This is a genomic window from Levilactobacillus zymae (genome assembly GCF_032190635.1).
Classification (GTDB): domain Bacteria; phylum Bacillota; class Bacilli; order Lactobacillales; family Lactobacillaceae; genus Levilactobacillus; species Levilactobacillus zymae_A.
This window is the reverse complement of sequence record NZ_JAVLAS010000002.1, coordinates 59,400-72,459: the sequence shown is the minus strand read 5'-3', so window position 1 is coordinate 72,459 and position 13,060 is coordinate 59,400. Positions and strand designations below refer to the sequence as shown.

Sequence of the window (13,060 nt, the reverse complement as noted above, 5' to 3'; positions counted from 1 at the left end):
GGTGAGCTCACCTCCTTTCAAAATAAACACCTAAGTTAGCTTAATAGAAAATACATAGAAAATGAAAAAGCGCAGACAAAAAAGCAACTTAGCGTTATGCCAAGTTGCTTAAGGTGGAAGTAGTCCGACTACCCCCGAATAAACTTTAAAATTACCGCCTACGGATCTAAGTGAATAGATCCAGTGAATTTGCGCAGAAGTCGCTCACCACACGTGTCCCCTTAGTCTTTACCCGGCAGCTTGTCCCCTACCGTTTTGAAATCACACCATTCTCGACATCTTACCAATTTGCTGGTATAATCTTCTTAGTTGAATGAAAAAGATTTTTTCGAGTGCTGACCAATTCCCGTTGGTTGGCGCTTTTCTTATTTATAAGAGAAGTGTACCTCATTATCTCTTCAAAATAAAGAGGTTTCTTTTTTTATATTTATAAATTCATACATATATGAATTTATAAATAAATGAATTCATATATGTATGATTGAACTAATTTCCTTTGTAAAGCAGTTATTGTCAATAGCAATAGGAACCTTGACACAAACAACAAATCAAGTTATACTTATTTTGTTATAAATTCATACATTTATGAAAGTGTGGTGCTTAGAAATTGAAAAAAATAAATTTAAAAAGACCCCTCACAATTACTGTTGCAAATCAAAAAGGTGGCGCCGGTAAGAGCACAATCACTCGTTACTTAGCCTACAGCCTGTCTCTCCACAGCTATCATGTGCTAGTCGTAGATGAAGATCCACAATCCAATACTACAAAATCATTCGTAGTAACAAAAGAACATAACGAACCAGATTCAGTTTTTGTCTTAGACAAAACAATGATGGCCGGAATTCGAGACCACGATCTAACCGATCTGGTCGTCAACATACTCCCAAATTTAGATCTTATTCCGGCCCATTATGATTTAAAGAATCTAACAAATTATCTTAGCAAGCAGTATGGTGTCGCCGAAGAAGGGGACGCCAATTACCACGAAGTTAAATCGAAAAAGCTCTTCTTTTTAAGAGAATTACTTGAACCTCTCAAAAGCCGTGGAACCTATGACTTCATTTTCATTGATACACCACCAACCTCTTCCGATTATACCGACTCCGCTGTAGGAGCGAGTGATTACGTCCTTGTCGCCTTTCAAACTCAATCAGATTCTCTGGACGGGGCCCACAACTTCATTTTCAATCCAGACGAGCTGCCAGAGAAGGTAAACGAGTTCGGCGTGCCAACTGATGTACTCGGTATTCTACCGAATCAAATGCAACGATCCGGAAGTATTGACGAAACTGTAATGCAAGATGCCGTGAACTTCTTTGGAAAAGAAAATATGTTTAAGACAATTGTTCCTTACAAGCGCCGTCTACAATCCGCACCACGAAACGGTCTACGAAATGATAGTTACTGGGACAAAGATATTTTTACTTCATTCTTAGATAATCTGACGAATGAATTCATTGAACGCGTGAACTTAATGGAGAGTGACAAATGATGACTGAATCAAGACAAAAAAAACCCGGTTTTTTCACAAAAGATAATTCTGAAAAAGATACATTAAAAAAAGGATCAGGATTACTCGATAAGTCATACAAACCAGATCCGCAACCAAAAACCCTTTACCGACCTGAACCAACTATAGAAGCCAATAATAGCTCTAGGTCCACTCAAGGATTCGGTAATAAGAGTGAACGAAAATCTTTAGTTTTGCCGGCTGAACAATATTATCAGTTTATGGCACTTCTTGATCAATCAGCATTTAGTTACACCTACGAGTTACTTGGAGATCAAATGCAGCCACAAATTGATAAAATGAGTCAGGTCGAACGACAGATGTTTGATATGAAGGTAGCCCAACTACGTGAGAAAGATGAAAAGAAGAAAAGAACTCGAAAAAAATCATAATTTTATAAATTTATACAAATATGAATTTATAATTGTATAACTAGGCTCGATACCACTAGTTACTATCTTCACTATGCTTCTTGATTACGAGCGTCATAGACTCTCTATCCCGTGTTGTAACATTCATATTTGTATACTTTTATAAATTCATGCTTACATACAAGTATGAATTCTCAAGAGTCAGTCGTTAAAAATTACGTCTCTTCAATCTTCACACTTTAACATCAATAACGCTTACTCGAACAATAGCATCATTGATAGCTACCAGGCTATCAATGATGCTATTGTTCGTCATATTCAAATTACTGTAGATCAACACCACCTTAATTACTCGAAGCTTGCAGCGTCTTGGAAAAGAGAGAACTCCACTATAAAAAGCGAAAGTGTTCTCAGAACGCGCCTATTTAACATCTAATTTAAAAATGTGCTCTTCTACTTGTTGAAAAGTATGCTGAAATTACGTGAGGCGCTGCAATTAATGCGTAGTAGGTTAAAAAATCTACACTGCTATCTTTAATTAGTAATATGACAAAGAACATCGCAGTAGATAAGACAGCAAGTGTGGTACGTAACCACGGTACTGTTGTCACATGATTGTTTTCTTTGAAACGCGGATGCCTACGTTCAAAAAGTTTTAATAGCGTACTAAAAATTATTAAAACGATGGCCGCATAAATTATTATTATTAACCATGAATGAATAATCTCAATTGGAAACAAAATAAAAACCATGATTAGGTATTGAAAAAGCGTGTAGTTTCCATAATTAATATCAATCATCTTGTTTATCTCCCTTTCGATTTTAACTGCGATTAAAAATTGGCAAATATTTAATGTTCGATATTCAGTTGAAATCAACTAATCTTGGTTAACCATTTATCCGGAAATTTATGAATTCGGCCGATTTTTAATATTAATCACTGTCTGCACCGAGACGCCGGTTTCAGCCGCAATCGCACGATAGCTTATTTTAGCTCCGGTTGCTTTGTTTCTTAACTGCTCAACGATTCGATGATAAATAAACCGTTTTTGTGGGTTAGGTGAATCTTCAGCGTATGCCGGTCTAGTTCCTCGATATTTCCCATTGGCTTTGGCAATCTCGATTCCTTGTCTTTGACGCTCGCGAATTTTCTTTCGCTCCGTCTGGGCCATATAAGCTAGCAGCTTAGTTAGCATATCAAACATAAATTTGTCCATATCTGAATCCCCAGTCTGCATTGAAAGAAATGGGGCATCTAAGACTTCCATTCTAACCTGTTTATCTCTGATCTGCTTGATTATATCACTGGCGTCGTCATAGTTTCGACTAAGCCGATCTAATGAGGCCACTACTAATGTATCTCCTTGCCGCACATAAGCAATCGCCGCCTGTAATTCTGGTCGGTTTTGGGTCGATTTGCCCGATTGTTTTTCTTCAAAGATTTTCTCACATCTAGCCACTTTCAAGGCTTTAATTTGGCGGGCCAAATTTTGATCAGTTGAGCTAACTCGCGCATAACCAACTTTCATCAATAACTCTCCTTTCAGAGGATCAGTCTCCTCCACCCTACTGCATTCTGTTTAGACACTCTAATTAGACAGTTTGACAAAAACAAAGAACTGCTTGTTATCCCAAGCAGAACCTAAGCTTTTCTTCATAAGTTGATTATACTGCTTTTTGTCCATTTAGGGTACACTAAGAATCGACAGATCAGCCAGGCCTTCAGTCATACCTACTTAGTAGGAGCGGTGATTGTTTTGATTCTGTCACCAATTGCTTTGTTGACAGATCGTAAGCCATTAAAAAGTTGAACTGGGAGCTAGCCATTAACTTTAATACGGATTACTAGCTAAATCTAAAAGGGGCCTCGTATTCGAAGCCCCTTTTGGTATGGTGTAAACAGTTTTAAAATATATTATTTTTAACTAATTTAAATCGTCGCTGTTGCGTGCGTTTACTAATCCCCGTCTTTCGTTCAATCATTTTATAGGTCATGCCTTGTTTTCGTAACTCGTAGGCAAATCTGATTTGTTCCTCAGAATACGTTTTCGGTCGCCCTTCCCGAAACAACGGATCATGTTGCTTGGCATACACTTTACCTTCTTGTGTGCGCGTGACAATCATATCGCGTTCAAACTGCGCAAAGGCGCTAAATATTGTAAAGACTAGTTGTCCAGTCGGCGTATTGTCAATTAAGCCCATATTCAAAATGTTAACTTTGACATTTTCTTTAAACAACTCTTGGATAACGGCTAAGGCCTCGCGTGTGTTCCGCGCAAACCGATCCAACTTAGTGACAATCAAAGTATCGCCTGTTTTTAGAACGCGCAACAGTTTTTGAAACTCCGGTCGTTCGGTAGTTGTGCCGGTAAACTTTTCTTGAAAGATTTTTTCTGCTCCTGCCAATTTTAGTAACTCAATTTGATTTGCTAATTTTTGATCAGTGGTACTGACCCGCGCATAGCCATATTTCATCTTTTTATCTCCTTACTTATGTCATTAAGTAATGACACGGTTCTAACCCTTTAATATACAGTATCAAAAAAGAGGCCACAACTGTTAAGTTGTGACCTGGCTTGTTCTATCTAAACATTTTAATCATTATGGATGTAAGCTGATTTCTGAGACAACTTTTAGAGAGCGTATAATGAATAAATCGTCTCTCAAGGTAGATTGCAAATTTAATCCGAATTTTTGGACAAATTGGTCAGCATAACCTGATACAATGATACTAGCCCACTAAACTCAGTACCACGGTCCACAGTAAAACTGTGCACCGGTCCATTAAAAGTTGTTAGGAACTTAGTCAGTGCTTCATTAACACTCGCTGTCGTTCGGTCCTTTAACCGATATGCCCAAAGGAACCGTGATTTGCGATCGATTAAAGTTAATAAAACTGCCTTACTATGCCCACGAGGGCCAACGACGGTATCTAGTTCAAAATCGCCGATGCGATTACGTTGATTAATCATCATGGGACGCTGTTCAATTGATCGCCCCAAAGATTGATTATATTTGGATCGTTGGTCAACGTTACGCCGTTGGCGTACGCCATGTTCAGGTAGATCATTCAAGGAGAAACCAATTCTCCCCTGATTTAGCCAATTATAAATAGATTTAGTAGCTAGTTTAAATTCGTGAGCAATCATTCCTGGTGACCAGCTTAGACGTAAATGGTTGAGAATTTTTTGCTTTAACTCATCGCTCAGCTTAGTTTTCCGACCACATCGTGATCGCTTGTATTCGGCATCTGTTTGTGCTAATTCAGCCTGATAAGGTTGACATCGAGATAGGCAGATTGCAAGAAATAACTTGAACAAATTTAGTAACGCAGATCACGCAAAAAGATCTCAATCGGTGTCCGCCAATTTAAACATTTGAGTGGTCGGGAATTCAAATACCAGTTAATTTGAATCAATTCATCATCGGTAATCTCATCAATCGGTTGACCTTTGGGAATGAAGCGGCGTAGTACTCGGTTGCGATTTTCATTACTGCCTCGTTCATGTGGCGAATAAGCGTGCGCAAAGTACAGCGGAACACCGGTCTGTTCTTCAATCAAATTGTAGTTGGCGAATTCTTTCGAGAGCGTAAAACGCGCGATAGAATATTTCTCACAACAAAATTATTTTATCTGTTACTTAAATGTCAAAATCATCTGGACGTTTATCATTAATTTTAAAAGAATAAGCTATGGCATCTAAAATTCTATTTGCTGCTTGCCCATCTCCATAAGGATTTTTAGCATGTGCCATTTCATTATAAGCCACTTGATTACCTAGTAGCTCAATCATAGCCTCTCTAATCGTTTTAGGGTCCGTGCCGACTAAACGTAGCGTGCCAGCAGTAACACCCTCTGGACGTTCAGTATTATCGCGTAAAACTAATACTGGTTTACCTAATGAGGGTGCTTCTTCTTGGACGCCACCAGAATCTGTCATAATAAAATAACTTCGTGCGGATAAGTTATGAAAGTCAACTACATCCAGTGGGCTAATTAAATGGATCCGTGGATTATCACCTAAAATACTTTTAGCAATATCCTGTACAACCGGATTGAGATGTACGGGATAAATAACTTCTACATCAGAGTAAGAATCTACCACCTCACGTATTACTTTAAAAACACGACGCATTGGTTCTCCTTGATTTTCACGACGATGCATAGTTACCAGAATAACTCTGTTGTTATTATCAATTTTTTTCAAAATATCATGTTTATAATCCTTATCAACTGTCTGTTTCAATGCATCTATAGCGGTATTACCAGTAATGAAGATATTATGGTCAGCATGATTTTCATTTAATAAATTAATTTTACTTTGTGCGGTTGGAGCAAAATATAAATCAGCAAGTACATCTGTTAATTGACGATTCATTTCTTCGGGATAGGGAGAATATTTCTCCCAAGTACGTAATCCAGCCTCCACGTGTCCAATCATAATCTGATGATAAAATGCACTAATACTAGTTGCAAACGTGGTAGTGGTATCTCCATGAACAAGAATAATATCGGGTTGGGCTTCTTCTATCACTTTATCTAAACTCGTAATAACCCGTGTAGTTATTTTGCTCAATGTTTGCTCACGCTGCATAATATCTAAATCATAATCTGGCTTGATCTTAAAAATATTTAAAACTTGATCCAGCATCTGTCGATGTTGTGCACTAACTACAGTCACTGTTTCAAACTCATTTGCTCTTTTTTTTAATGCACCAACAACAGGAGCCATTTTAATTGCTTCAGGACGTGTTCCAAACACAGTCATTACTTTTATTTTATTCAATCCACAACCTCCATTAAACATATTTTATTCTTAATTTTTTTTTACTAGATCGTCAATAATTTTTGATGCGTCAGCTATCCAATTATCCCAGTTAAAAATACGCTCATACAATTGGATAGCATTATATGACATATTTTCATATTCTCCAGGATTTTCAATTAATCTCTCTATTTTTTCAAAAAAGTTTTTGGTATTTTTAGGTAATGTAAATCCGTTAACCTCGTTCTTAACATAAGTTGAAACTCCTCCAGTTGCATATGTTAAGATCGGTAAACCATACATACTCGATTCTGCAAAAACAATACCTGCAGCTTCTGCAGTTGTTGGAAGAATAAATAAATCAGCAGCTTTATATGCATTATGTATTTTGATTATATCACCATTTTTATTTTTATCTAAAAAACCAAGTACGTTGATGTTATCGTTATCCTTTAGCCATTTTTCATCATTACCAATAACAGTTAAGGTAAATTTATACCCTGAAATATTTTTATTTAACTCATTGATTGTATCGACTGCTATTATTAAACCTTTTCTCTTACTATCTACACCAACAAAGAGAAGATTAATATTTTTTTTAGATTTTATAGATTTAGGCTTTCTCTCATTTGGAGAAATCATATTAGCCCCAAAAGGTATCATCTTACATTTTTCGAAATTTATACCATAAAAGTCAATAGCATCATTCATTGCCCAATCGCTTGAATAGATGACCTTATCCGCATTTTCTATTGCTCTCTTTTCTATCAAATTACCATTTTCTACTTGTTTTTTAGTTAAATTTGTATAGTAGTAATCAATCATTACATGAAACGTTGCATCACTCAAATAAATAACAGGAATATTAAAATCAGAATATGATAAATAAGTACTACCGGCAGGAATAAATAACACATCAATTTTTTTACTACCAAATCTATTCACTAAACATTTTAATCTCATTGATCTTATTCTTGCAGTAAGAACAGATGTATTATCCTGATATGGTGCGCTATGAAATAGTTTTATTTTTAATTTTGAAAATTTTGATAATATTTTTTTTAGTAAAAAATTCTGTTTTATGATAATTGGTTCAACTTGATACCTCTTATTTAACGCTTTGTAAATTGTATGGATAGTACCTGACCATGCTGCTTGGCTCTCAGGATCCATTGTCGTTACATATCCTATTCTAATCATTTATTCATCCCCAAGGCTCTATTTTAAATATCTTTTAAATACTCATATCTATTTTTCCCAACAAAACCATCAAAATAATATAAGAAGTCTTTCCAATGATTTGGATGTCTTAAGCTGCGCGAAATTGTTTTAATAAATATATATATAATAAATATAATAAATTGAAAATCAGATGCGTTCCGTCGTTCGAAAATTATCACGTTACGAATCATAAAATAATATGATAGTCCATTGATTTTATTAATAGATTCAGAACCAAAATGATATACTTTCGCCTCTGGGTCACAAATAATTTTATAGCCATTTTTCCTAATTTTTAAGCACCATTCATTTTCCTCGTAAAATAAGAAATAATCCTCAGGAATAAGACCAACTTCTCTAATGACCTTCTTGCTAACTAACAAACAAGAACCCCCCAAATAATCAGGGTATAAAACGTCACTGCTCAAAGCTGAAATAGATCTCCCGTGATTAAGCAGTTGACTTGTTCCTTTGAACATATTGTTATTAGCCCCAGTTGACTGAATAATACCGTCACCACTATTAAACTCTAAGATAGCAGGTCCAACAACTCCAACTCCTGATTGTTTTTCAGAATAATTGACTAATTTTTCTAAAGTATCATTTTCTAAAATTACATCGTTATTTAAAATAAGTACATACTCACATTCTCTTTCCAAGACATATCTAATACCCATATTATTACCATAAGCATAGCCACCATTCATATCGGTACGCAATAAACAATCTACATCCTCCAAATTTTTTTTCAAAAATTCATAAGAATTGTCCGTTGAGTAATTATCAACAATAACCAAAAGGTAATTACTATAGTTAATGCTTTTTATACTTTCAACACATCTGAGAGTCGTATCTGCATTGTTATAATTAAGAATTATAATTCCAACTTTTTTCATTTTTTTCTCCAAAATTTAAGTTGATTATCGTTTAAAAAAGAATCAATGAAATCTAAAATATTAGGGTGCATGATAAAAATCATTAATACATAAATAATAATCCCAGAAGCCACTTCAACGAGTAGTGTCAGAATATTAAAACTAAGGAATATGTTTAATAACTTCACACATAAGTACATTACTAAACCACTCAAAATGTATTTCCAAAAATCTAAAAACAATATCCTAAGCTTAACTAGCTTTCGTATAAAAAATAGCTGAGCTAAGGTAACGCACAGTTCAGATATCACTGTCGCAACAGCTGTACCTAATGCCCCAAAATACAAAATTAACGGAACGTTTAATACTAGGTTAATCACAGCCCCCAGGGTGACTGATAACGTATATTGCTTATTATGATTGGTGGGTAATAAATACTGATTTCCTACTACACTAGCAGTAGCAATCACTAGAATTACAGGGGCTTCAAGTTCCATAACTTTACCAACCACCATAAAATCATTGCCCAGAAACCAAGGAGCAAATCTAATTGCAATAGCTGATAAACCAAACATTAATGGTACTGCCATTAACATGGTAAAATCAAAACTTATCTTTAGATATTTATTTACTTTTTCTTTATCTCCTGAAGCAAAAGTATTAGCAACTCGCGGCATCATAACAGTCGCTAATGATGTTAAGACAGCTAATATTATTTTAATTATTTTATCGGAATTATCAAAAAAACCGGCAGCGTTAATACTTGACAGTGCACCTAACATCGTCTTATTCAAAACTACATAAATATTGGTTGCTATCTGTGGAATAAATAAAATTAGTGCCGGCTTCAAGTGCGTAAATATATTTAACTCCTTAAAACTAATTTTAACTAAATAATTTCTTAAATAAGGCCAAAAAGTCATATTTCCCAAAAGTATTGCACACGAATTGATTAGAATATATTTAAGTAAATCACCTGAATTTTTCACAACTAGAAATATTAATGATATTGAAATAATTTTAATTATTGCATTTCGAATTACGGTAACACGAAAATTTTCAACACCCATAAAGAACCAAGAAACATCAAAAATAACAGCAATGATTGTAAGAGATTGGGCTAAATAATATGCTTTAAAATCATTGTTCAGTTCCAGATAAACATAAAAAATTAAATATGATATTGTAACTGTAAGGCAAAGTAAACCTTCTATTTCCCAAAACGTCTTAGTCATCTTAACCTTATCATTACGAGTATAAGCTATTTGACGATTACCATACATTGTTAATCCTAGTGTCCCCAACAAGATAAAATATTGAATTATTGAATTGGTAAACGTATTAACTCCAACTCCGTATGGTCCGATCGTACGTGCGATATACGGTATAGTTATGAGAGGTACAATAATAATAAACAATTGATAAACTGCATTATATAAATAATTTTTTAATATTCGCATATCTTCTCCATCTTATACATTTACAATACATCGTTATTATTATTACCCTGCTTAAATAAGCTAGTCACAAAATATAAGGTTAATGGTAAGTATATTATTCGTTGAACGTTTAACACCGATAAAGATATGCTTGTGACAAATAGATATAAATAGATAAATAAAATTATTATTTTATTATTAGATTTTAAATAAAAATTCATGAGGTAATAAATTAATACTATAATGCTCATAATTCCCAGTATACCTAGTTGAGCCATATTACCCATAATTCCTATATCATCAAAATAGAAGCTACTTACATCAGCGTTATAAAAGGTACCGTGATTTAAAAAATAATACTCCATATCATCAGCAAATCCAATTCCAAAACCGTGGTTACTAAAAATTTTGGGTATGTAATATTGTAATTCATCAAATCTAATTAAAGTACTTGCAGATCTATTTTCACTGAAAAAGCCAAATTTATAAAGGATATACTTATGAAAGATGCCAATACCTACCAGCATTAAAATCCCCCAAAAAATTCTCTTTCTTGAATTTATTTTATATAAAACAAGTAAGATAATTATTAAAGCTGAAAGAATTATATACATTCTTGTTTGTGCTATAAACAGTAAGTATGATAATTGAAGAACATAAAAAATTATATTCTTAAAAGATATACGCTGCTTCTTATTTGACATCTCGATATTCGTTATTAAAAAAGAAAACATAATGAAATCGGCAGGCTGTTGTATTCTAGGAATACCTGAAATAAAAATAGTCGTATCATTATCCAAAATATTACTGCTAAGATTTAAACCAGTAGAACTTGTATTTAAAAAGAACGTTCCTGTTTTTAAATATAACAAAATTTGAATAATTAATATTCCTGAATAAATTACACCAATCAGTCTTATTGTAGATGCTAAAAAATGTATATTCTTCGTAGAAAAAAAATAATAAAGTAAAAAGTAATAAAGTATAATAATAAAGTAATAATAGGAAAGTCGTCCCGTTCCCAATATAGTCTGACTATAATGATAACTTGAAAATATAGTAATTATTACCACACTGGCTAAAAGAAAAAAGATTGGAATACCGAATGTTAATTTACCATGTAGACTATTACTAAAAATTAAGTTAATTAGTAACATAATAATTATTAAAAATAAGCTTAAATACTTAACTAAATAATTGCTATAGTTACTAATGAAGCTCGGAAAGTAAAATAATGAAAAAAAATTCACTTCAATTAGTAATAAAAGAACAATTAATATTTTATTTATTTTCACTAACATTTACTCACTCCTCTCCGATTATCAGTGATCACCTTAAGATCTCGGTTAAGGCACTTGCTCTACTTTGCCAACTATTTTTTTTTGCAAATAATATACGTTTCTCTATAGTTTCTTCGTTTTTTTCCTTTCCTAAAATACTGATGTAATGAAAGAATTCCTTTTTAGAAGAATAAAGATATACAAGCGATGAAAATCTTAAAGTTTCTGAATATTTTGTAGCGATAATATCTTTACCCATAGCTAAATATTCATATAGCTTAACTGGATTAACAGACTTTACAACATCGTTGAGTTTAAACGGCATAAGCAAAATATCTGATTCACCAATATATAACGGAATTAATTCATATCTTTTAGGCCCTGTAAAAATAATATTATCAGGTAATTGCTTAGGAACATCTATATCGATAGGCCCGATTAAATAAAAAGTATCCTTTTTAAAAAAATCAGCAGTATCTATAACCAGCTTGAGATCCACCCAATTACTAATTGTACCAATGTAAGTTATTTTTCGACTAATATTATTTTTCTTTTTTAAGAGTTCGTTACTTGTCACCTGAGATAATTTATTTATATTAAAATTATTAATATCTACCCCATTATTTATGGTTTTAATTGATTGTGAGGATATCTTATAAGTACTTATTAAATTATTTTTAATTTGCGTGCTAGAGACGATAATATTAGATGCAATATTAATGATTTTCTTTTCTAATTTAATCACCCTATTTTTACTATATTTATTCATAGGAAAATCCTTGTAACTATCCATACAATCGTATATAATTTTTGCTTTTTGTCTGATATGCTTACTTAAATACAATAATTGTGAAGGATGCGTTACAACGATGAAATCATAGTTATTGTCGCTAAACAACTTATCAATCTTTGTTCGTAAATATAACCCATTTATATTATTAATAAGTGTATACTTACCCTTAGGAATAACATGGTTTCTAAATATTCTAAGTTTGTCAGTGATTTCTATGTTATTAAGGCCAATATCATCTCCTTCTGAGTGTTTTTGTACTTTATTTTTATTTTTCCATGCACGTATACAGAAATAATCAACATAATAATTAAGATCAGAAAGTTGTTCACAAAGTTGTTGTGGTCGCTGCTTAATCCAAAACCAATCTACCAAAGATATATATAATACTCTTTTCATTATAAATATTCCTTTCATGTATCACTTAATAAGTAATTACTACAGATTTAGATAACGTAAAAAAGTCTGTGTAAGTAATTAGGAGGGATTGCTCATAAGATTATGTCTATTACTCAATATATATCTGAAATCGATTGAATCCTTTATAGTTTTATAGGATCTGTTACTAAATATGCTCCTATGTCAATAAATGGCACATCTTTTTCTAAACACTCGTTCTAATTCTGTCGGAATTAAACCAACTGATGTAATTTGAGGTTCGGATTACCAAGTCCTCAAAATTGGAAAAAGTTGTTTGAAAGGCAAACTCTCTCTTCAACAATGAGTGAAAATCTTCAATTGGCCCATTATGATAAGGATAACCTTGTTTTGAGGTAGCGTCAAGAATCTTGTGTAAATGAAATGCCTT

At 33.2% G+C, this 13,060-nt stretch carries 11 protein-coding genes and 4 pseudogenes; 3 read left to right on the top strand and 12 right to left on the bottom strand.

The window, feature by feature from the left end:
* Window positions 1-607: 607 nt before the first annotated feature.
* Together RI501_RS12865 and RI501_RS12860 are read left to right on the top strand one after the other, a co-directional pair.
* Window positions 608-1,492 carry a ParA family protein gene (locus tag RI501_RS12865; protein WP_313823393.1) on the top strand — a complete coding sequence of 295 codons (885 nt, stop codon included), beginning with the start codon at window positions 608-610 and terminating at the stop codon, window positions 1,490-1,492.
* Window positions 1,489-1,902 carry a hypothetical protein gene (locus RI501_RS12860; RefSeq protein WP_041095767.1) on the top strand — a complete coding sequence of 138 codons (414 nt, stop codon included), beginning with the start codon at window positions 1,489-1,491 and terminating at the stop codon, window positions 1,900-1,902. Before RI501_RS12865 ends, RI501_RS12860 begins: the two co-directional genes overlap by 4 nt.
* Window positions 1,903-2,318: 416 nt before the next feature.
* On the opposite strand, the gene RI501_RS12855 is transcribed toward RI501_RS12860, so the two are convergent.
* Both RI501_RS12855 and RI501_RS12850 read right to left on the bottom strand, forming a co-directional pair.
* Complete coding sequence (locus RI501_RS12855) at window positions 2,319-2,681, bottom strand: hypothetical protein (protein ID WP_313823391.1); 363 nt, start codon at window positions 2,679-2,681, stop codon at window positions 2,319-2,321.
* Between the two features lie 108 nt (window positions 2,682-2,789).
* Window positions 2,790-3,410, bottom strand: a complete 621-nt coding sequence (locus tag RI501_RS12850; protein ID WP_313823389.1) for a recombinase family protein — start codon at window positions 3,408-3,410, stop codon at window positions 2,790-2,792.
* Window positions 3,411-3,572: 162 nt separating this feature from the next.
* On the opposite strand from RI501_RS12850, the pseudogene RI501_RS12845 reads away from it, so the two are divergent.
* A pseudogene (locus RI501_RS12845) lies at window positions 3,573-3,692 on the top strand (MFS transporter); the annotation flags it as partial.
* Between the two features lie 94 nt (window positions 3,693-3,786).
* On the opposite strand, the gene RI501_RS12840 reads toward RI501_RS12845, so the two are convergent.
* From RI501_RS12840 to RI501_RS12795, 10 genes and pseudogenes are all read right to left on the bottom strand, one after another.
* Complete coding sequence (locus tag RI501_RS12840) at window positions 3,787-4,356, bottom strand: recombinase family protein (protein ID WP_313823388.1); 570 nt, start codon at window positions 4,354-4,356, stop codon at window positions 3,787-3,789.
* 248 nt (window positions 4,357-4,604) lie between these two features.
* Window positions 4,605-5,174 (bottom strand): annotated as a pseudogene (locus RI501_RS12835) (IS30-like element ISLpl1 family transposase); the annotation flags it as partial.
* Between the two features lie 29 nt (window positions 5,175-5,203).
* Window positions 5,204-5,464 (bottom strand): annotated as a pseudogene (locus tag RI501_RS12830) (IS30 family transposase); the annotation flags it as partial.
* 58 nt (window positions 5,465-5,522) lie between these two features.
* Complete coding sequence (gene wecB / locus RI501_RS12825) at window positions 5,523-6,668, bottom strand: non-hydrolyzing UDP-N-acetylglucosamine 2-epimerase (RefSeq protein ID WP_313823386.1); 1,146 nt, start codon at window positions 6,666-6,668, stop codon at window positions 5,523-5,525.
* A 30-nt stretch (window positions 6,669-6,698) separates the two neighbouring features.
* The gene (locus tag RI501_RS12820) at window positions 6,699-7,847 is read right to left on the bottom strand and encodes a glycosyltransferase family 4 protein (protein WP_313823384.1); all 1,149 of its coding nucleotides are present in this window, start codon (window positions 7,845-7,847) and stop codon (window positions 6,699-6,701) included.
* A gap of 23 nt (window positions 7,848-7,870) precedes the next feature.
* Complete coding sequence (locus RI501_RS12815; protein ID WP_253732300.1) at window positions 7,871-8,764, bottom strand: glycosyltransferase family 2 protein; 894 nt, start codon at window positions 8,762-8,764, stop codon at window positions 7,871-7,873.
* Window positions 8,761-10,203, bottom strand: a complete 1,443-nt coding sequence (locus tag RI501_RS12810) for an oligosaccharide flippase family protein (RefSeq protein ID WP_302029303.1) — start codon at window positions 10,201-10,203, stop codon at window positions 8,761-8,763. The genes RI501_RS12815 and RI501_RS12810 overlap by 4 nt, the downstream gene beginning before the upstream one ends.
* Before the next feature lie 20 nt (window positions 10,204-10,223).
* Window positions 10,224-11,483, bottom strand: coding sequence for a hypothetical protein (locus tag RI501_RS12805; RefSeq protein ID WP_313823379.1), 1,260 nt, complete (start codon window positions 11,481-11,483; stop codon window positions 10,224-10,226).
* Between the two features lie 28 nt (window positions 11,484-11,511).
* Window positions 11,512-12,651, bottom strand: coding sequence for a glycosyltransferase (locus RI501_RS12800; RefSeq protein WP_313823378.1), 1,140 nt, complete (start codon window positions 12,649-12,651; stop codon window positions 11,512-11,514).
* 205 nt (window positions 12,652-12,856) lie between these two features.
* Window positions 12,857-13,030, bottom strand: a pseudogene (locus tag RI501_RS12795) (IS3 family transposase); the annotation flags it as partial.
* Window positions 13,031-13,060: the final 30 nt, after the last annotated feature.